An 18,750-nucleotide genomic window follows, 5' to 3' on the forward strand; every position below is an offset into this window, starting at 1 on the left:
CTGTTACCCCGCATATCCAGCCATTCAGTTGGGCGGGTGAGTGGGCGCGCATAACGATTCGTGTGGAAAAGGTCAAGTTGCGCTTGTCCTTTTGCTGAGCTAGCCCTTGCCTTTATGACGCGCTGGCCACTTCCCGCCCCGATGAGCCGTGCTTTTGCCGAGGCGAGAGCCGCTGCGCGCGCCGGAGAAGTGCCGATTGGCGCGGTTGTGGTCAAGGATGGGGTGATTATTTCTTCGGCCCATAATCTGCCCCGGACGCAATGTGACCCTACGGCCCATGCCGAAATGCTGGCGATTCGCGCCGCGGCGCAGGTTTTGGGCAACGAACGACTCGACGGCTGCGATCTGTGGGTCAGCCTTGAGCCCTGCGCCATGTGTGCGGGCGCGATCGTCCACGCCCGCATCGCCCGCGTCTATTACGCGGCCAGCGACCCCAAGGGCGGCGCGGTGGCCCATGGCGGGCGGATCTTTGACCAGCCGACCTGTCTGCACCGCCCGGAGGTCTATTCCGGCATGGGCGAGGACGAGGCCGCGCAAATGCTGCGCGAATTTTTCGCTGCCCGCCGTTAGAGCGGCCTGCGGCTGGTCGGGATGATGAACAGGTCGCTGCTCGACGGGGTGGGGCAGGCCTTGGGGACAAAGCTGCCTTTTTCGATGCCCTTGGGTTCGAAACAGATGTGGACCTGTTTCAGCCAGAACGTGCCGGGTTTACCGGGGGCGGGCATAGTCTGGACCTGAATGGCGTCTTCGTGGCCTTTGAGCATTGGGTTGCCCTTCACGAATTCGTGAACCACGGCGGCCGACACCATCCGGCCATCCTTGGCCAATTGATAGAGGTCGGGAATCTTGAGCGCCTTGTGCAGGGCGGCGGCCGAATCCCAATAGGCCTTGCCGCTGGTCCACGGGCCGCAGGCGCCATGCTTTTTCCACTCATGCATCTGCGTGTCGGCAGAAGGCATCAGGCACAGATTCTTTTTCATTTGCGCCAGAGTGGGGGCGGGGGCCTTGGTCGTGCACCATTGCGGCCACTTGCTGTCGTCGGTTTCGCCCCACAGGCCGTGGACCGCAAAGCCGAAAGCGGGGCGTTCCTGTTCGCATTGCAACCTGTCGCCCGGATCCTTGAGCGGCCCTTTGATCGACCCGCAATAGGCGGGCGACCAGCTCAGCACATAGCTGTAAACCTTGATCGGGAATTTGGCGACCGGCTGCACCTTTTCATTGGCCGGGCGCGAGATTTTCGGCATCGCGGTCAATTGGGCGAAACGGCATTCCTCGGCCATGGCCGATGCCGGGATCAGCGCGACGGCAAGAGCGGTCAGGATCAGGCGCAATTCAAAGCTCCTCAAAATCAAGGCCGATGTCGGCCGCAGGCGCGCTTTGCGTCAGGCGCCCGACCGAGACATAGTCCACGCCCGATGACGCAATCGCGGCAATCGTGTCGAGCCGTACCCCGCCGCTGGCCTCGCAAGGGACGCGGCCCGCAACCTGCGCCACGGCGCGGGCCAGCATGTCCGGCCCCATATTGTCGAGCAGGAGATGGGTTGCGCCCGCCTCCAGCGCGGGTTCGATCTGGTCGAGGTGATCGACTTCGCAAATGATGCTGGCGATGCCTGCCGCCTTGGCGCGGGCGACAGCCGGACCCACCCCGCCCGCGATGGCGACATGGTTGTCCTTGATCATCGCCGCGTCCCACAGGCCCATGCGATGATTGGTGGCCCCGCCCATGCGCGTCGCGTATTTTTCCAGAACGCGCAGGCCGGGGATCGTCTTGCGCGTGTCGAGCAGGACAGCCTTGGTCGCCCCCATCGCATCGACATATTCGCGGGTCATGGTGGCAATGCCCGAAAGGTGCTGGACCGTGTTCAGGGCGCTGCGCTCTGCCGTCAGCAGCGCGCGGCCCATGCCGGTGATGCGCATCAGATGGGTGCCGGGGGCCACGCGGTCGCCGTCGGCCACCAGCAGTTCGATTTCGGCATCGGGATCAAGATGGCGGAAAAACGCCGCCGCAATGGGCAGGCCCGCCACGGTGATCGCATCGCGGCTGTCCATCACGCCGATAAATCGTGCCTCGGCGGGGATCACGCTTTCGCTGGTCACATCACGCCCGCCGCCGGGCCAGCCTTCGCCAAGATCCTCGGCAAGGGTGGAGTGGATGAAGGTGGGCAGGTCAAAGCCTTGGAGCGTGAAGGTCATAAGGCGGCTATAGAAGAAGGAGGATGCAAGGGTCTAGACCCTCGCGCTCCCTTTACTGTCTTTGTTGCGGGTGGAGGGCGGCGTTATGTGCCAGACGCGCCGTTTCAGGATAAAGCCTGCGGCGCGGCAAAAGCATCGCTATCCGCGCCGCAGGCTTTCACTACCAATCGCGCATCGTCGCTAACCAAGCGCCACCCCATTAATGGGATTGCAAAGGGAAGTCTTTGTGGTCGCATCGCTGATGCCAAAAACCGGTTCCCACTTTTTGGCGCGATGCTTCAAGTCCCTTTGCCCGCCGGAGGCACCTTCAAAAATCAATGCACAAACCGCGCCACCACATCTCGGTACGACCGCGACACCTTCACATCTGCGCCCGATTCCAGCACGAGGAAGCATTCGCCATTGGTGTGCGGCTTGACCTGACGCACCAAATTCAAATTGACGATCCACGAGCGATGCACCCGCTGGAACACGCGCGGGTCGAGTCGGCGTTCGAGATCTTTCATCGTTTCGCGCAGGATCATCGAATTGTCGGCGGTATAGATGACCATATAGTCGCCCGCCGCCTCGATGCGCTCGATCGTGTCGACATCGACGCGGAAGATTTGCCCGCGATCCTTGATGTTGAGCAGCTTTTCATAGCGGTCAGCGCCCGTATCGACAGGTTCGTCCTCCATCGCGTCCATCGCGTCGGGTGCCACTTCGGCCAGAACGTTCTTGAGCTTCTCGGCCTCTTCGGACGCACGCTTGTCGGCCAGACGCTGGCGCACGCGGTCGAGCGTGTCGGCAAGGCGATCTTCGTCTACCGGCTTCATCAGATAGTTCACGGCATTGGCCTCAAAGGCGCGCACAGCGTGTTCCTGATAGGCGGTGACAAAGACGAAAAGCGGCGGTTCGATTTCCATCACGCCCTTGACCACGGCAAAGCCGTCAAAGCCGGGCATTTGAATGTCCAGGAAAACAAGGTCGGGCTTTTCGGTCTTGATCTTGCGGATCGCTTCACGGCCATTGTTGCACGTGTCGATAATTTCCACATCGGGAAATTTCTGAAGCCGCAATTGCAGGCCCTGAATGGCCAGCTTTTCGTCATCGACGAGAATGGTGCGGATGGTCATGCAATTGGATCCTGCTTGTTGCCGCGTTTCGCGGACCTTGAATCGTTATAACGGCGTTCCATTCACACGGCCAAGGCTGAACGTGGCGTGACCGATGAAGGTGCAGGCGACGGTTGGCGCTTTTCAAACGGTATTTCGATGGTGACCGCAAAACCCCCTTCGGGAGGTTCATACATGTCAAACCGGTGATTTGTTCCATAGGCCTGAACCAGACGGTCACGGATATTGGCAAGGCCAACGCCGGTCGACACCTGTTCACGCCCGTCATAGGATATGCCGCTGGAGCGGTTTTCGGCATTTTGCGCGTTCATGCCCGGCCCGGTGTCGGACACGGTGATGCGCAGGTTTTGCCCGATCAACCCGGCCGCAATGGTGATTTCGGCGCCCGATTCCTGGGGCGACACCGCATATTTGATCGCGTTCTCGACCAGAGGTTGCAGCAATAGCGAGGGCAGCAGCCCGTCCTTGCATGCCTCATCAATGCGAAATGTGGTGCGCAAACGCTCCTCAAACCGCATCAATTCGATGCCCAGATAGAGTTTGAGCGTCTCGACCTCCTGCGCCACGGTCACGCGGCCCGTGGGCGGATTGATCAGCGTATAGCGCAGGAAAGAGGACAGGCGCGTGAGCATCGCGTTCGCCTGATCGGTCTGTTTCAGCAGAACCAGCGTCGAGATCGAATTCAACGTATTGAACAGGAAATGCGGGTTAAGTTGATAGCGCAGCATGGCCAGTTGCGCGCTGGTCGCCTGATTTTCCAGCCGCATCAACTGGTCATTCTGCTCCTCGATCCGCAGGAAAAAGTTGATCGCGTAATAAAGCGCCGACCATGCCCCCAACAGCGTCGCATCCAGATAGAACACGCCGATGAACAATTGCGCGAAACTGGTGATGCTGTCGGGCCGGTAAAGCGCGATCACCCAGCCATCCATAAAGGCATAGAGCGACACCGCAAAAGGCAGCACCACCATCGTCACGCCCCATGTCAGCAAGGGGCGCTGACCGATCAGTTGGTGATAGACCACCGCCAGCAGCAGCGAGATCGAAAAACCCGTGATCGTGGCGATCAACACCATGACCAGAAAGCTGGCCGGTTGATTGTTGGCCAGACTGGACATCGCGCGAAGCAACATCGCGCCTGACCAGCCCAGCACTTGCAGTCGCCAGAACGCCTTGTTCTTGTTGGCAAAGAAGGGTGAGGGGCGAAAAGGAAGCACGGCCATGATGCGCGTTTATCGCAGATGCGCGCGCGCAGGGGAAGAGGCCAGCAAAATCAGCCTTTAGCCCTGTTCTTTGACCGCCGCGGCCAGAGTGTCATAGCCGACCGCCCCGCCAAGGATCTTGCCATTCGCAATCCAGCTGGGCGTACCGCCAAGGCCAAGGTGGCGGGCCAGCGCCAGATTGGTTTCGATTTCGGCCTGTGTGGCGGGGTCGGCAATGACCTTTTGCGCGGCGGCCATGTCGATACCGGCGGCTTGGGCGGCGCTGGCGATGGTTTGGGCGTTGGGGCGGCCTGCGGCATACATCGCCTTGTGGAAAGCGGCAAATTTGCCCTGTTTCGCGGCGGCCAGCGCCATTTTCGCCGCATCCGTGCTTTCCGGTGTCAGGATCGGCAATTGGCGCAAGACCACCTGCGCCTGCGGATCATTGGCCACCAGTTTGGCCACGTCTTCCTCGCTGGCCCGGCAATAGCCGCAGGCATAGTCCATGAATTCGACCAGCACATGTTTGCCATTGGGGTTGCCGATCACCGCGCCGGGAAAGGGCTTGAGCGCCTGCGGGGCGACCTGCGCCAATTGCTTTTCCACGTCCGATGATTTCAGCTTTTCGGCCGCCTCGCTCAGGATTTCCGGGCGTTCGAGCAAGGCCTCGCGCACCGCGCCCACCTGTGCCCCATGGTTGAACGGCAGCAAGGGGGCCAGCGTGGCGCCCACAAGACCGCCCGCCAAACCAAACAGCGTGGCCAAAGCATAGGTGCGGAACTGAGACATGGAATTTCCTTTATCGGGCGCTTTGCCGCCCCGTTATGATCGTTTCTTGGATTTGGCGAGATAGCTTCGCGCTTCCATCGCAATGTCTTCGGCGCGGATGGCGTCCGCCGATCCGACCGGCAGCCCGTTCTTGGCCGCTTCGGCATTGACCAGCGCGCCGCCCCAATTGCCCGACAGCGATGCCTGTTCCGCACTGGCCAGACGTGCGCGGGGCAGGTCGCCGTTCTTGGCATAGATGATGCCCAGCACGTACCATGCAAAGGGATTTTCGCGGTCGCGCGCCACGGCGGCTTTCAACACTTTTTGTGCCTCGTCCAGATGTTCTCTGGAATTGACCAGATCATCCTCGGCAATCAGCGCATGGCCAAAGGTGGTGGCGATCAAGGGCTGATTGCCGGTCAGGGCTGTTGCCTGACGCAGGGGGGTGATCGCTTCGGCCGGTTTGCCCGCCTCCAGCAGGATCTGCCCTTTGAGTTCAAGGAAATAGGGATCGCTTGGCCCCATGGCCAGCAGCTTGTCCGTCTCGCTCGTCGCCTTATCCAGAAAGCCTTCCTTGTGATAGGCATAGGCACGGGCGTAAAGCGCGGGAATATTGTTCATATATTCCGGAAAGGCTTTGAACGTGTTGGGCGGCTCGGCCAGATAGCCGTAAAGCTTGGCCTTCACCCGCTGGAATCTTTCCTCCAGCGCCGGATTGCTGGGGGCGTTCCACGCCGGGTCCTTTTTGTAAACATCCTCCAGATAGGAGATGCGTTCATCGGTCATCGGGTGGGTGGAATAAAAGGCGGCCTCGTCGCTGCGGGTAAAGCCCGCGCGGTTTTCCATCACCAACAGCTTGTGAAAAAATTCGAGCGAGCCGCGTCCCGACATGCCAGCCTTGGACAGGAACGAAGCGCCCGCCGCATCGGCGGCCTCTTCCTCGCCGCGCGTATAGGCCAGGAATTTACCCATCGCGGCCTGTTGCCCGGCCATGAACACGCCCATCGCCGCCGCGCCGCCGCCCGCCGCCGCGGCCGCCGCACCCAGCAATAGCGAGAGGATCGAGATATTGCCCGCCATCTTGGCCCCGCGATCATCAATCGCATGGCCGCCCACGACGTGGCCCAATTCGTGGGCAATCACGCCCTGAACCTCAAGAGCCGAAGACGCCTCGTTGATCAGGCCCGAATGGATATAGACCGCCTGCCCCCCGGCCACAAAAGCGTTAACCGAGGAATCATTGACCAGCACGATATCGACATTTTTCGGGTCCAGCCCCGCCGCGCGCACCAATGGCGCGGACATATCGCGCAGCAACGCCTCGGTTTCGGCATCGCGCAGCACCGATTGCGCCGCCGCCGGCGTCGTGGCCAACAGGCATGCGGCCACCGTCGTCATAGATCGTAAAGCAGAAGCGAGCGCGGAACGTAGGGACATGCTGGGGACCACCTAACATGTTTTCCCGTGAACCGCGCCTGAAGAATGACGCGCCGTCTATTCCGGCGTCAGCAAACGCGTGGCCCGCGTGATCAGCGCCGGATCATCGCCCAGATCACCCAGCAGCGCGATGGTGCCATCCTCCATCCGGCGGACCAGCACGACCGAATATTCCGGCCCCCGGGCGCCCAGCGTGTCCATCGCGCGCGGCGTTAACCGGTCAAGGGGATTGCCATTCTCGGCCTCATTGGCGCTTTCATCGCGGCGCAGGCGGCGTTCCTGTGCCACAACGCCCTTCAGGCCGCCGCTGGCCTGCGCCAGATGGTCGGCCAAAGTGCCCTGCGGCAGGCCCAGCCGCATCCCATGCGAGAGCGCGGTGGCATATTCGGTCAGGCGCGTCTTGTCGTGATCGGCGCCAAACACCAGTTTGACAATCGGCACCAATGGCGCGCGCGGCTGGCCCACAAGCCCGGCCTGCGCCATCAATTCTTTCAATTCGACCGGCTTGTCCCGCGCGGCCAGCGCGAAATCATAGGCTCGCCCAATCGCGGCATAGAGCGCCTGACGCGGGCGTTCCGGGTTGGTCCCGGCGGTCTGGGCCAAGGCTCGCGCCTCCATCAGCCAGTCGGCCAGCGACGCTGCGCGTGCATCGGCTTCGGCCTGCGGCCCATCGGCCCATGCGGCCCATTGCGCCACGGTCTGTTCCGGGGTCAGGCGGGGCGGTTCGCCATCCTCGTGAAAGGAGGCGTTGAATTCGCGCGCCAATTGCTCGCTCAGCGACGCATCGGCGGCTTCCTTCCAATTGACGACGCCAAGGACATAGCGGATCGGCCCGTTCAATTCCTCGGCAAAGGGCAGGAGCATGCCGCGATAGGCGATGGTCGCGCCGCGCGGGTTCATGAATTCTTCTTCGAAACCGATGGGCGCCTGATTGGCGATGATCTGCATATACTGGCCGGTCAAACGGGCCAGCATGGATTGGTCGGGCACCTGATCCAGATGGGTGATGTCACGCGCCACGCCGCATTCCTGCGCCAGCTTTTCGCCGACAAAGGCGATACGCGGATCCTCGATGCTTTGCGCAAAATCGATCAGCACCGCATTGGGCGCGATATCGGGCAATTGGTCCAGCTTCAGATCGGCGATCAGCGGCAAAGTTCTGGGGCCCAGCAATTGGGTCCAATGATCATAGGCCAGAATTTGCAGGCGGCGCTCGCCCTCGGCCACCACCATGGGCGGCATGTCGAGAATGTCATCATCATCCTCGTCCATGGCGGGATTGACCTCGGCAAACGGGCTGATTTCCGCATTGCGATCAAAATAGCCGCGTGACCCGTCCATTCTTTTTCTCCCGCCTGACCTTGACGGGATTATCCTTGCGCAACTGGGTAAACGGGCCGTTAAGTTGCGCCATTCGGCGGCGAATTTAGTGCCCTGTTCCCGCTTTGAACTCGCCGATTCCCTTGTCCGTGCCGCAAATCCGGTCCCAGAATCGGAAATAGAGTCCGTAATTGGCCTTATAAATCTCGTGGTGGCGCTGATGATGGCTGGCGGTGATGATCCATTGGCCGACTCGGCCATGGACCATGGCGCGGGGAAAAATTTCCCAGCCCATATGGTTTGTCACGCCCATCACCGTCATCACCGTCAACACAACGCCCAGAGCGCCAACGTGGATCGGCACCACAAAGACCAGCAAGGGGATCACAAAGGCCTGCGTCAACGCCTCGGTCGGGTGAAAGGCCATCGCGGCCCATGCCGTGGGCGGGCGCGAAGCATGGTGGACCGCGTGAAACACCCGGAACACCCGCGGTTCATGCATCCAGCGGTGGGTCCAATAAAACCACGTGTCATGGGCAAACAGGTAAATCAGGATCGAGAGCGGCCAATACCACAAGGGCATGGCGTGGATGTCTTCATAAATTCGCGTCCAGCCATGCGCTTTCCACCCCCAGGCGACCAACCCAGCCGGAATGCCGAAAATGGCGCAGGAGATCAGCGACCAGAAGATTTCGCCGCGAATCTGGCGCGAGAGGGGCGCGTAAAGGCCGGGCTGTTTCACCCGCGTCGCCCATGCGAAACCGCCGCTGGACAGCAGGTATCGGATCGACACGATGGCCGTCATGGCCAAGGCCGAAATCAGGGCGGAAAGGATAGTGGGGTCGGACATGAGCGCGCCTTATGCCGCCTTTGCCCGCCCAAAGAAAGGCGGCGCGAGGGGCAATATCCATCCTCGCGCCTGCATTTCCATTTAGCTCAACGCGATATCAGGCGCGTCTTCCTGCTTCATGCCGACGACATTGTAACCGGCGTCCACATGGTGAATCTCGCCCGTCACGCCGCTGGCCAGATCGGACAGAAGATAGAGGCCCGCTCCGCCCACATCGTCAATCGTGACATTGCGGCGCAGCGGCGAATTCAGCTCGTTCCACTTGAGGATATAGCGGAAATCGCCAATCCCGCTGGCGGCCAGAGTCTTGATCGGGCCGGCCGAAATGGCGTTGACGCGAATGCCCGCCGGGCCGCAGTCATTGGCCAGATATTTGACGCTGGTTTCCAGAGCGGCCTTGGCCACGCCCATCACGTTGTAATGGGGCACGACCTTTTCCGCGCCATAATAGGAAAGCGTCAGGATCGAGCCGCCATTGGGCATCATCGCCTGCGCGCGCTTGGTCACGGCGACAAGGCTGTAGGCCGAGATGTTCATCGTCATCAGGAAATTGTCGAGCGTGGTGTCGTAAAAACGGCCACGCAGCTGGGTCTTGTCCGAATAGCCGATGGCATGGACGACAAAGTCGATCGTTTCCCAACGCTCTTTCAACGCGTCAAAGGCCGCGTCCAGCGCGTCCATATCCGACACATCGCAATCGATCAGGAAATCGCTGCCAAGGCTTTCCGCCAGCGGCCCGACACGCTTTTTCAGCGCTTCGCCCTGATAGGAAAAGGCCAGTTCCGCACCCTGTTCATGCAACTTCTGGGCAATGCCCCATGCCAGCGACTTGTCGTTTGCCAGCCCCATGATCAGGCCACGCTTGCCCTGCATCAGTCCGGTCATTCGTAATCTTCCCTCATGTTCTGCGAGGCGCGGTCATCCGCCTGCCCCAACCAGTCGCGTTCTTCGGGCGTCACCGCCAGAGCCGCATTCAATTCCGCGCCTGTAACCAGTCCAAGCCCGACAAGCCAGAAAAAGAACAACGCAATCATGGCACCAGCAAGGCTGCCATAGGTCAAATCATACATAAAAAGCCAGCGCAGCAACCATGGCAGCACCAGCGACACCACAGCCCACCATAGCGTAACCAGCAGCGCGCCGGGCCATTTGGGATAGATCCGGCCCCGATAAACGCTTGGCGTCAGGATAAAAAATAAAAGATAAAGCGCGCCAAACAACACGCCCATCGGCACCAGACGCGACAGGCTGAGATTGGCGGCCATGGCCTGTTGGCGAATCGTGCCGATGGGAATCAGTTGCAAGGTCGTGCTGATCGCCACCTGCATATAAAGCGAGACGAGCAGCAGGATCACCGCCACCATCACCAGCCCCGTCCCGATCAACCGCCGCCGCCAAAAGGTTTTACGCGCCACCGGCGTACCATAGGCGCGGCGCAAAATGTCACGCACCGTCTCGATCAGGCTGGACACCGTCCACAATCCCGCCGCCATGCCCACCCACAGCAACCAGCCATGGCGCATTTCCACCACATCCCGCGCCACCGGTTCCAGAACGCCGGATACGATTCGCGGCATCACCCGCAAAAACGCATGGACCAGATAGACCCGCTCGCTGGTTTCCCCCACCAGCGAGAACAGGCCCCCCGCCACAATGAAAAAGGGAAAGATCGCCAGAATGGCCATATAGGCCAGATTGCCCGCATGGATGAACCCGTCGCGCCACACGCCCGTCACCACGCGCTGGATCACGGTAAAGCTGCGATGGCCCAGATGGGCGCGCAATTTTTCGGCCATATCGCCATCCAGCCGCGCGATTCGCTTGCGCCGCGCCTCTGGCGTCAGATCATGCAGATGGGTGTTGAGCACAAAACCGTTGGGCACCAGCGGGGAAGCGCCTGGCTTCCCCCCGCTCTGGCCCCGGCCCGGCAAGGGCTTATCCAAACCTGGCGCGAAGATCGCGGCTGTCGCGCCACCCTTCGAGCCGCTGGGCCAGATCCGCGTCGCCTTCGGGCAATGCGATTTCCAGCGTCACATATTGGTCGCCGCGCGTCCCGTCCTTGCGGGTGAAGCCGCGGCCCTTGATGCGCAATGTCTTGCCGCTCGAACTGCCCGGCGCAACGGTCAGCATGACCGCGCCATCGACGGTGGGCACCTTGACCTTGCCGCCAAACACCGCCTCGTCCAGCGTGACGGGGACATCGACGCGGATGTCATCGCCATCGCGCCGGAAATAGGCATGGGGCATGACGGCGATGGTGATCATCGCATCGCCCGGCCCGCCCGGCCCCGGATCGCCCTTGCCCGACAGACGGATCTGCATCCCGTCCTCGACGCCCTTGGGCAATTTGACATCCACCGTCTTGCCATCGGCCAGAGTGATGCGCTGATTGGCGCAAATCGCCGCATCGGGCAGGGTTACCGCAAGGCGATAGGCGCGGTTCTGTCCCTTGGGCGGGGCGTGACGGCCAAAGCCGCCGCCGCCGAACCCGCCACCGCCGCCGGTGCGACCGCCAAAGATTCCTTCAAAAATATCGCCAAAATCCATGCCCTCGGGGCCATTGCCGCCAAAGCCACGTTGACCGCCGCCGCCAAAGCCCCCCCCGAAACCGCCGGCGCCGAAACCGCCGCCAAATCCGGCCGGGTTGCCTTCGCCATCGATCTCGCCGCGGTCGAACTGGGCGCGCTTGTCTTTATCGGACAAAAGGTCATAGGCCCGCGTCACCTCGCTGAAACGCTCGGCGGCCTTGGGGTTGTCCTTGTTGTGGTCGGGGTGCAATTCCTTGGCCAGCTTGCGATAGGCGGACTTGATGTCCTTTTCGCTAGCGCCGCGCGATACACCCAGAATTGCATAAGGATCTTGTGCCATGCCCGCCTAGCTAGGATGGCAAAGCCCGCCCTGCAAGGTATCAGATCAAATGCTTGTTGCCCTTTTCGCCGCTTTCTTGATCGGGCAAACTGTCCTATCGGCGCGGAACGGCGCAAACCTGATGGGAAACAATGGTTATGAGTTCGGAATCTGACGCGATTGTCGGCGGTGATCCTTTCGCTCTTTTCGACGCATGGTTTGCCGATGCCAAGGCGTCCGAACCCAATGATCCCGAAGCCGTGGCGGTGGCGACATCGACGCCCGATGGTTTCCCTTCGGTGCGCATGGTGTTGATGAAGGACCACGGACCCGACCTGCTCGGCCCGGACGGCGGCTTTGTGTTCTATACCAACAGCCACAGCCGCAAGGGCGGCGAATTGCTGGCCAATCCGCGCGCCGCGATGCTGTTCCACTGGAAAAGCCTGCGCCGCCAGATCCGCATCGAAGGCGCGATCCATCAGGTGCCCGATGAAATGGCCGACGCCTATTTCGCCAGCCGCAGCCGCGATTCGCAATTGGGCGCCCATGCCAGCAACCAGTCCGCGCCGCTGGCATCACGCGGCACCTTCATCGCCGATATTGCCCGCGTGACCGCGCGCCATCTGATTGGCCCGGTGCCGCGCCCGCCGCACTGGACGGGCTTTTGCCTTGTGCCCACGGCCATGGAGTTCTGGATGGACCGTACGTTCCGCCTGCATGAACGCCGCCGTTTCACGCGTGAGGCTGGTGGCTGGACCAGCACGCTGCTTTACCCGTAAAAGGCGCAATCATGGCCCAACACGATCATTCCGCCCGCGACCATTCCGCGCTCAACCGCAGCGCGGCCTATGCCAGCATTTCCATGGCCCTGCTGCTGGTGGGGCTGAAAGGCTGGGCGGCGTGGAGCACCGGTTCGACCGCCATGCTGGGCAGCCTGGCCGACACCGGGCTGGATCTGGTGGCCAGTATTGCCACGCTGGCGGGGGTATGGGTGGCGGGGATGCCCGCCGATGACAACCACCGCTTTGGCCATGGCAAGGCCGAGGCGCTGTCGGCCATGTTTCAGGTCATGCTGATCGCCGCTTCGTCGGTCGCTCTGGCGGTGCATTCGGTTCAGCAATTGGCGTCGGGTGAACGCACCGGCGCGGCGGGCGACGGCATCCTTGTTTCGGCCATCGCGATTGTCGGCACGCTGGCGCTGCTCGGCTGGCAGCAATATGTGATCCGGCAAACCCGGTCGGTGGCGATTTCGACCGACCATCTGCATTACAAATCCGATCTGCTGCTCAATATGGCGGTGATCGTCGCGCTGCTGCTCGACCAATATGCCGTGTGGACGCGGGCCGACCCACTGTTCGGCCTTGGCATTGCGCTGTGGCTGGCATGGGGCGCATGGCACGCGTCGGAAGAAGCCATCGAGCAATTGATGGACCGCGAATGGCCCGAAGACAAAAAGGCCCGCTTTGTCGAAGTCCTTGGCCGCCACCCCGAACTGCGCGGCGTCCACGATCTGCGTACCCGCACCAGCGGCAACCGCGATTTCGTGCAATTCCACGTCTGGGTCGATGGCCGCATGACCGTGACGCAGGCCCATCGCGTGATGGATGAGATCGAGGACAAGCTGCATGCCGAATTCCCCGATGTGGAGATTTTGATTCATCCCGATCCCGAAGGCCATGTCGACGAGCGCGGCGTGGCGGGGCGGGATATTTTGCAGGATGTTTAAGGGGTAAGGTGAGTTTGCCTCCGGCGGGCAAAGGGCGGGGGCCCTTTGCAATCCCGCTAATGGGTGGTGGCGGGTTGCCGGGGTTATGTTTTGCGCGATGGTTGTAAAGCCTGCGGCGCCGCTTGGCGCCGCAGGCTTTAAAAATCAGAAGTTTCGTCTCTGACGCAGGGCTTCGTCACCGCCACAACATCGACAGTAATGGGATTGCAAAGGGTTAAGACCCTTTGCCCGCCGGAGGCACCCAAACAACCCCGCGCCGCAATCAATCCTGATTATACAACTGCACAATATCGGCCAGCTTGCGCACCAGCGCCGCCCGCATCGGCCCGTCGGTTTTGCCCAGACGCACCACGGTCAGTTCCTGATCGGGCGAGACGATGACATATTGGCCAAGGTGGCCGATGGCGGCGAAGATATTGGACTTGCCCCGGCCGGGAAACAGTTCCTCGTGCCCGCTGGGTTGCGGGCGGTTGAGCCAGAGTTGCGCGCCATAGCCGGGGTTGTGGGGAGCGGGCGACCGCATGAACCCGACCCAGTCCGAGGGCACGATGCGCGCGCCATTGACCATGCCGTTGTTGCGCAGAAATTCACCGAATTTGGCCCAATCGCGCGCGGTGGCGTGGATCATGCTGCCGCCTTCCATGGTGCCGGCGGCGTCGAATTCGGGCGTGGCGCTGGGCATTCCGGCGGGGATGAACAGGCGGCTGCGCAAATAGTCGCTCATCACCTGACGGCGCACGGCGGGATCGCGGCTGTCGGTCAGCGCACGTGCGGCAATGTCGGACAGGATGACGCTGGTGGCGGTGGAATATTCCCATTTGCTGCCCGGTTCGGCGATCAGGGGCTGGGCCTCGGCATAGGCGGCGGTGTCGTCGCGCCCGTCCAGCACCAGCATGCGCACCGTATCGGCATCGCCCGCCGGTTTCGTCGATTCGACATGTTGCAGGCCGGAGCGCATCTGCAACAATTGGCGCAAGGTGATTTCGCCGCGCGGGTCGCCGGGGCGTTGCCATGTGGGCACGGGCGCCGATTCGTCCAGCGTCAGCCGTCCGTCGGAAATCAGCAGGCCGATCAACACGCCGGTGATCGTCTTGGACATGGACCAGCCGATCAGCTTGGTATTCGGTCCATAACCGGGCGCATAACGCTCCGCGACGATCCGCCCTTTGTGCATGACCACCAGAGCGCGGGTTTCACCCAAAGCCGAATCGGTGAACAATTCGTCCACCGCCCGCGCCAGCGCTTCTCGCGGGGCGCCGGGACGCGGATTGATCGCGGCCATGGCTTGGGGTGAAAGCGGCTTTTCCGCCGGTTGTCCGCCACCGCAGGCCGAAAGCAGGCCCAGCGAGAGCGCGGCCAGCGCGCAGCGAGGCCCCATGCCAAGGGTTGGCAAGCGGCGCTTGGGCGCGATAAGGGGGGGGCGGCGCGTGACCATCACGATGCCTCCATGCGCAAGGTCTTCACCAATGGCAAGTTTCAAGCTTAAATGGCAACGCGAAGGCGGCGCAATAGCGGTCGGTTTTCGTTTGAAAATTGTGCTGGGCGTGTTGGGCCTTGTGCTGCTGGCCATGGCGGTGATGGGCGTGTGGAAAGGGCCGGCGCTGGCCAAGGATGCGTTGACGGGGGCCTCTTTTGGCGCGCGGATCGCCTGTTCCTGCCACTTTGTCGAAGGGCGTCCGCTTGATCAGTGCAAGAGCGATTTCGAACCGGGGATGAGCATGGTCATGCTCTCTGCCGATGAAACGGCGCGGACCGTTACCGCGCGCGTACCGCTGATTTCCGCCCAGACCGCAACCTTTCGCACGGGCGAAGGCTGCGTTCTGGAAAAATGGGAACAGTAGGTATCAGGCTGCGAAAGTTTCCTCGATCCAGCCGCCGCCGATGACGCGATCTCTGGCATAGATCACGGCGGCCTGACCGGGGGCGACGCCATATTCGGGCGTGGCGAAACGGATCGTTACATCCGCCCCATCGCCCAGCGGCCCTTCGAGCGTGATCGGCACGGGTTTGGCCAGCGAGCGCACCTTGGCGGTCAGTTCGGCGCCATCGGGGATCGCGCCGATGCGGTTGGTTTCGATGATCCGCGCCGCCGATACCGCCAGCATCGCCCGCGGCCCGACCAGAACCCGCGCGCCGGGCGCATCAATGCCCACGACATAGACTGGTTCGGCCAAGCCGCCGATTTCCAGCCCGCGCCTTTGGCCCACGGTATAATGGATCACGCCCTTGTGGTGGCCCAGAACCGCGCCGGTTTGCGCATGGACGATGTCGCCGGGGCGTTCGCCTTCGGGGCGGATCTTGCGCACGACGCTGGCATAATCGCCTTCGGGCACGAAACAGATATCCTGTGAATCAGGCTTGGCCGCGACCTTCAGGCCGAAATGATCGGCCAGTTCGCGCACCTGTGTCTTGGGCAATCCGCCAAGGGGAAAGCGCAGATAGTCCATTTGCGCCTGTGTCGTGGCGTAAAGGAAATAGGATTGATCGCGCGCGGGATCGAGCGCGCGATGCAATTGCGCGCCATCGGCCCCCATCACGCGCCGCACATAATGCCCCGTGGCCAGGCAATCGGCCCCCAGATCGCGCGCCATGGTCAAAAGGTCGGTGAATTTCGGCCCCATATTGCAACGGATGCAGGGGATCGGCGTGCGACCGTTCAGATAATCATCGGCAAAGCGATCGACCACGCTTTCACGAAAGGCCGTTTCGTGATCGTAAACATAATGGGCAATGCCCAAACGGTCGGCCACTTCGCGCGCATCGCGAATGTCATCGCCCGCACAGCATGCGCCCTTGCGTTTCACCGCTTCGCCATGGTCGTAAAGTTGCAGCGTGATGCCGATCACCTCGGCCCCGCTATGCGCGGCAAGGGCGGCCACGACCGACGAGTCTACGCCGCCCGACATCGCGACAACGATTCGTCGCGTTTTTGCCTCTCCTTTAAGATCAAACAGATCCAGAAGCGCGTCAGGGGTTAACAATGAGGGGGAATCATAGGCCATAAAGCGCCCCATACACTGACCCGACGTAAGCGCCAAATCGGCAGATTTTTGCCGCTTTGGCGCCCGCCCGGCGGCGGTAGTTTGCCGGATTGCCGGAATTAAACATGGTCACCAAGGAGTAAATCCGGCCTTTACCCGCTCTTGACCATGTTGCGCTTATACCATGTTTCATGGAACTGCGATTTGATCATGAAGACTGGCTGGCCCAGTCCTTTAGCCCCGCTTCGGCAGGGGATCGGTTGCGGCTTGACTGGCATGCTCTGTCGTCGCGTCTGGCGGCGGCGCATGCGTTTCAGCGCGGGTGCAGCGATGCCCCGGCCATGTTGGCAGGGGGCAGCTTTGACCCCCATGTCGCCCAGCTTCTGGAACATTATGCTCCGGTTTGGGACAGACCTAGTGCTTTGTGCAAAGGGACTTTCCAAGATGTTAACCCTGTTTTTAGAGGGGTTCGAAAAACCATGTCAGGCATAGATTCCGGTGTTGCCGGTCCCCGTCATCCCGGCGATCGAGGAATGAAATGATCGAGAACCAGAAAATCCGTCCTGCCATGGTCATTGGCCCGCTTGGCGAACCGCTTACGCTGGAATCGCTGCCGCCGCCCAACACCACGCGGTGGGTTGTCCGTCGCAAGGCCGAGGTGGTCGCAGCGGTCAATGGTGGTCTTTTGACCATTGATGAAGTGTGCGAGCGTTACAGCCTCACCCTGGAAGAATTCGCCTCGTGGCAACGCGCGGTGGACCGTTCCGGGATGCAGGGTCTGCGCGTCACGCGAATCCAGCATTATCGCGAGCTGTATGAGCGTCAGTTGAAATATTGATCGGCTGAAATACCTATCTTTTGTCCCTGAATAGGGATTGAAAGGGCGCAGGAGCATTTGGCTCCTTGCGCCCTTTTGCGTTCTGATCACGCTTTGCCGCGCATTATCTGGCCCATTGCCCAAAAAGGCCGCTTGATTGAGGTGATATACACAGGTAATACGGTGCGTGCAGCGGCCCGAAATCCCCCCAATTCGCGCGGCCATCTCTTTGGCGCGCATGGGGCGGATATCAGCCGGTGGCCGCAAGGGCGGGCCACGGTCAGGGCCAAGGGATAATAGGGTGGTGAGCGAGATGAACGTCGAGGCCAAGGTTCAGTCTGTCCAATTGGCAGAGCCGTTTGAGGCGGAGGAAATCCAGCCTTTCCCGCGCAACAAGGTATTGTTGGCCGCAGGCGCGGTGGTTTTGGCCATTGGCGGCATCTATGCCTATACCCATCGCGACGCGGCCGGGGACGGCGCGCGCGCCAACCAGGCGCCTTTGGTTTCGGTGGCCACGCCCGGCCTAACCACCGTGGCGGGCCTGATCAATGCCAGCGGCGTTCTGGCCGCGCGCCATGACATGCCCGTCGGCGTCGTGGGCGAAGGCGGCACCGTGGTGCAGGTGCTGGTCGAACCGGGCGTCTGGGTGAAAAAGGGCCAGCTTCTGGCCGTGATCGATCGTCAGGTGCAGACCCAGCAGCAGGCCAGCAGCGGCGCCAATATCGCCGTCGCCCAGGCCGATGCGCGCATTGCACAGGCCAATCTGGATCGCGGGCTGAAACTGGTGGCCAATGGTTTCATTTCGAACGCCGATATCGACAAGCTGACGGCGGTGCGTGACGCGGCCAATGCGCGCGTCCGCGTGGCACAGGCGCAATTGGGCGAAGTGCAGGCCAAGATCCGCCGCCTGAACATCGTGGCCCCCGCCGACGGCCTCGTCCTCGACCGCGCGTTGGAGGTTGGGCAGGTGGTCAGCCCCGGTGCGGGCGTCCTGTTCCGCATTGCCGACAAGGGCGAGATGGAAATGCGCGCCCGCCTGTCCGAAACCGATCTGGCGCATCTGGCGCTTGGGCAAGAGGTCAAGGTGCGCCCGGTGGGTTCGGATCGCGAATTCGTGGGCCATATCTGGCAGGTTTCGCCCGTCATCGACCCCGCCACGCGTCAGGGCATTGCGCGTATCGCGCTGCCCTATGACCGTGACGTTCGCCCCGGCGGTTTTGCCAGCGCGGAAATCCGCAGCGGCTCGATTTCCGCGCCGCTCCTGCCCGAATCCTCGCTTCAGGCCGACGCACAGGGCAGCTATGTCTATGTCGTGGGCGGCGATAACAAGGCCGTGCGCCGCCGGGTCAAGGTGGCGATGGTAACCGAAAAGGGCGTGGCGATTGCCTCGGGCCTGTCGGGGGCCGAACGGGTCGTGCTGCGCGCCGGCGCTTTCCTGACCGAGGGCGAAACGGTCAATCCGCGCAGCCAACCCCAGACCAAGCAACCCTGAAA

General features: G+C 61.8%; 20 protein-coding genes. 6 read left to right on the forward strand and 14 right to left on the reverse strand.

What is annotated here, in order from left to right:
* The first annotated feature begins 114 nt into the window (after nt 1-114).
* Nucleotides 115-570: a nucleoside deaminase gene (locus AC2S2E_RS04960; protein WP_476105914.1), complete on the forward strand. Its 456-nt coding sequence runs from the start codon at nt 115-117 to the stop codon at nt 568-570.
* Here AC2S2E_RS04960 and AC2S2E_RS04965 read toward each other — a convergent pair.
* The 11 genes from AC2S2E_RS04965 to AC2S2E_RS05015 form a co-directional block, all read right to left on the reverse strand.
* Nucleotides 567-1,331, reverse strand: coding sequence for a ribonuclease T2 family protein (locus AC2S2E_RS04965; protein WP_486523951.1), 765 nt, complete (start codon nt 1,329-1,331; stop codon nt 567-569). The two genes, AC2S2E_RS04960 and AC2S2E_RS04965, sit on opposite strands and share 4 nt — an antisense overlap.
* A 1-nt stretch (nt 1,332) precedes the next feature.
* The gene (gene nadC / locus AC2S2E_RS04970) at nt 1,333-2,193 is read right to left on the reverse strand and encodes a carboxylating nicotinate-nucleotide diphosphorylase (RefSeq protein ID WP_486523952.1); all 861 of its coding nucleotides are present in this window, start codon (nt 2,191-2,193) and stop codon (nt 1,333-1,335) included.
* A 314-nt stretch (nt 2,194-2,507) separates the two neighbouring features.
* Entirely contained in the window at nt 2,508-3,308 is an 801-nt protein-coding gene (locus tag AC2S2E_RS04975) for a LytR/AlgR family response regulator transcription factor (RefSeq protein WP_168603315.1), read from the reverse strand.
* Between the two features lie 62 nt (nt 3,309-3,370).
* On the reverse strand, nt 3,371-4,531 hold the full coding sequence (locus tag AC2S2E_RS04980) for a sensor histidine kinase (protein WP_486523954.1): 1,161 nt from the start codon (nt 4,529-4,531) through the stop codon (nt 3,371-3,373).
* A 57-nt stretch (nt 4,532-4,588) separates the two neighbouring features.
* On the reverse strand, nt 4,589-5,299 hold the full coding sequence (locus AC2S2E_RS04985) for a DsbA family protein (protein WP_486523955.1): 711 nt from the start codon (nt 5,297-5,299) through the stop codon (nt 4,589-4,591).
* A gap of 33 nt (nt 5,300-5,332) precedes the next feature.
* Complete coding sequence (locus AC2S2E_RS04990; protein ID WP_476105909.1) at nt 5,333-6,676, reverse strand: M48 family metalloprotease; 1,344 nt, start codon at nt 6,674-6,676, stop codon at nt 5,333-5,335.
* Between the two features lie 96 nt (nt 6,677-6,772).
* Complete coding sequence (locus tag AC2S2E_RS04995; protein WP_486523956.1) at nt 6,773-8,056, reverse strand: PAS domain-containing protein; 1,284 nt, start codon at nt 8,054-8,056, stop codon at nt 6,773-6,775.
* Nucleotides 8,057-8,141: 85 nt separating this feature from the next.
* The gene (locus AC2S2E_RS05000; protein ID WP_486523957.1) at nt 8,142-8,885 is read right to left on the reverse strand and encodes a sterol desaturase family protein; all 744 of its coding nucleotides are present in this window, start codon (nt 8,883-8,885) and stop codon (nt 8,142-8,144) included.
* 81 nt (nt 8,886-8,966) lie between these two features.
* A complete protein-coding gene (fabI, locus tag AC2S2E_RS05005; RefSeq protein WP_476105906.1) occupies nt 8,967-9,770 on the reverse strand; it encodes an enoyl-ACP reductase FabI in 804 nt (267 codons plus the stop codon).
* The gene (locus tag AC2S2E_RS05010; RefSeq protein WP_486523958.1) at nt 9,767-10,768 is read right to left on the reverse strand and encodes a YihY/virulence factor BrkB family protein; all 1,002 of its coding nucleotides are present in this window, start codon (nt 10,766-10,768) and stop codon (nt 9,767-9,769) included. The genes fabI and AC2S2E_RS05010 overlap by 4 nt, the downstream gene beginning before the upstream one ends.
* 52 nt (nt 10,769-10,820) lie before the next feature.
* Nucleotides 10,821-11,753 (reverse strand): DnaJ C-terminal domain-containing protein, encoded by a 933-nt coding sequence (locus AC2S2E_RS05015; protein ID WP_486523959.1) that lies wholly within the window; start codon nt 11,751-11,753, stop codon nt 10,821-10,823.
* A gap of 137 nt (nt 11,754-11,890) precedes the next feature.
* Between AC2S2E_RS05015 and pdxH the strand changes: the two genes are divergently transcribed.
* Both pdxH and AC2S2E_RS05025 read left to right on the forward strand, forming a co-directional pair.
* A complete protein-coding gene (pdxH, locus tag AC2S2E_RS05020; RefSeq protein WP_486523960.1) occupies nt 11,891-12,511 on the forward strand; it encodes a pyridoxamine 5'-phosphate oxidase in 621 nt (206 codons plus the stop codon).
* Nucleotides 12,512-12,522: 11 nt separating this feature from the next.
* Nucleotides 12,523-13,458: a cation diffusion facilitator family transporter gene (locus AC2S2E_RS05025; RefSeq protein ID WP_486523961.1), complete on the forward strand. Its 936-nt coding sequence runs from the start codon at nt 12,523-12,525 to the stop codon at nt 13,456-13,458.
* A gap of 262 nt (nt 13,459-13,720) precedes the next feature.
* Here AC2S2E_RS05025 and AC2S2E_RS05030 read toward each other — a convergent pair whose 3' ends face one another.
* On the reverse strand, nt 13,721-14,893 hold the full coding sequence (locus AC2S2E_RS05030) for a serine hydrolase domain-containing protein (protein WP_486524555.1): 1,173 nt from the start codon (nt 14,891-14,893) through the stop codon (nt 13,721-13,723).
* Nucleotides 14,894-14,924: 31 nt separating this feature from the next.
* Here AC2S2E_RS05030 and AC2S2E_RS05035 point away from each other — a divergent pair, with 31 nt between their 5' ends.
* A complete protein-coding gene (locus tag AC2S2E_RS05035) occupies nt 14,925-15,299 on the forward strand; it encodes a hypothetical protein (RefSeq protein ID WP_476105900.1) in 375 nt (124 codons plus the stop codon).
* A 3-nt stretch (nt 15,300-15,302) separates the two neighbouring features.
* Here AC2S2E_RS05035 and mnmA read toward each other — a convergent pair whose 3' ends face one another.
* Nucleotides 15,303-16,460, reverse strand: coding sequence for a tRNA 2-thiouridine(34) synthase MnmA (mnmA, locus tag AC2S2E_RS05040; RefSeq protein WP_486523962.1), 1,158 nt, complete (start codon nt 16,458-16,460; stop codon nt 15,303-15,305).
* 131 nt (nt 16,461-16,591) lie between these two features.
* Entirely contained in the window at nt 16,592-16,831 is a 240-nt protein-coding gene (locus AC2S2E_RS05045) for a hypothetical protein (RefSeq protein ID WP_486523963.1), read from the reverse strand.
* Between the two features lie 146 nt (nt 16,832-16,977).
* Between AC2S2E_RS05045 and sciP the strand changes: the two genes are divergently transcribed.
* Together sciP and AC2S2E_RS05055 are read left to right on the forward strand one after the other, a co-directional pair.
* Nucleotides 16,978-17,277, forward strand: coding sequence for a CtrA inhibitor SciP (sciP, locus tag AC2S2E_RS05050; RefSeq protein WP_486523964.1), 300 nt, complete (start codon nt 16,978-16,980; stop codon nt 17,275-17,277).
* Nucleotides 17,278-17,569: 292 nt separating this feature from the next.
* Complete coding sequence (locus AC2S2E_RS05055; protein ID WP_486524556.1) at nt 17,570-18,748, forward strand: efflux RND transporter periplasmic adaptor subunit; 1,179 nt, start codon at nt 17,570-17,572, stop codon at nt 18,746-18,748.
* Nucleotides 18,749-18,750: the final 2 nt, after the last annotated feature.

It is taken from the genome of Novosphingobium sp. 550D (assembly GCF_057401885.1).

Excerpts from the sequence above, each read along its gene's own strand:
- AC2S2E_RS04960 (WP_476105914.1), top strand. The coding sequence starts at position 115 with ATGACGCGCTGGCCACTTCCCGCCCCGATGAGCCGTGCTTTTGCCGAG.
- nadC (WP_486523952.1), bottom strand. The coding sequence starts at position 2,193 with ATGACCTTCACGCTCCAAGGCTTTGACCTGCCCACCTTCATCCACTCC.
- AC2S2E_RS04975 (WP_168603315.1), bottom strand. The coding sequence starts at position 3,308 with ATGACCATCCGCACCATTCTCGTCGATGACGAAAAGCTGGCCATTCAG.
- AC2S2E_RS04980 (WP_486523954.1), bottom strand. The coding sequence starts at position 4,531 with ATGGCCGTGCTTCCTTTTCGCCCCTCACCCTTCTTTGCCAACAAGAAC.
- AC2S2E_RS04985 (WP_486523955.1), bottom strand. The coding sequence starts at position 5,299 with ATGTCTCAGTTCCGCACCTATGCTTTGGCCACGCTGTTTGGTTTGGCG.
- AC2S2E_RS04990 (WP_476105909.1), bottom strand. The coding sequence starts at position 6,676 with ATGACGACGGTGGCCGCATGCCTGTTGGCCACGACGCCGGCGGCGGCG.
- AC2S2E_RS04995 (WP_486523956.1), bottom strand. The coding sequence starts at position 8,056 with ATGGACGGGTCACGCGGCTATTTTGATCGCAATGCGGAAATCAGCCCG.
- AC2S2E_RS05000 (WP_486523957.1), bottom strand. The coding sequence starts at position 8,885 with ATGTCCGACCCCACTATCCTTTCCGCCCTGATTTCGGCCTTGGCCATG.
- fabI (WP_476105906.1), bottom strand. The coding sequence starts at position 9,770 with ATGACCGGACTGATGCAGGGCAAGCGTGGCCTGATCATGGGGCTGGCA.
- AC2S2E_RS05015 (WP_486523959.1), bottom strand. The coding sequence starts at position 11,753 with ATGGCACAAGATCCTTATGCAATTCTGGGTGTATCGCGCGGCGCTAGC.
- pdxH (WP_486523960.1), top strand. The coding sequence starts at position 11,891 with ATGAGTTCGGAATCTGACGCGATTGTCGGCGGTGATCCTTTCGCTCTT.
- AC2S2E_RS05025 (WP_486523961.1), top strand. The coding sequence starts at position 12,523 with ATGGCCCAACACGATCATTCCGCCCGCGACCATTCCGCGCTCAACCGC.
- AC2S2E_RS05030 (WP_486524555.1), bottom strand. The coding sequence starts at position 14,893 with ATGGTCACGCGCCGCCCCCCCCTTATCGCGCCCAAGCGCCGCTTGCCA.
- AC2S2E_RS05035 (WP_476105900.1), top strand. The coding sequence starts at position 14,925 with ATGGCAAGTTTCAAGCTTAAATGGCAACGCGAAGGCGGCGCAATAGCG.
- mnmA (WP_486523962.1), bottom strand. The coding sequence starts at position 16,460 with ATGGCCTATGATTCCCCCTCATTGTTAACCCCTGACGCGCTTCTGGAT.
- AC2S2E_RS05045 (WP_486523963.1), bottom strand. The coding sequence starts at position 16,831 with ATGTTCCAGAAGCTGGGCGACATGGGGGTCAAAGCTGCCCCCTGCCAA.
- sciP (WP_486523964.1), top strand. The coding sequence starts at position 16,978 with ATGATCGAGAACCAGAAAATCCGTCCTGCCATGGTCATTGGCCCGCTT.
- AC2S2E_RS05055 (WP_486524556.1), top strand. The coding sequence starts at position 17,570 with ATGAACGTCGAGGCCAAGGTTCAGTCTGTCCAATTGGCAGAGCCGTTT.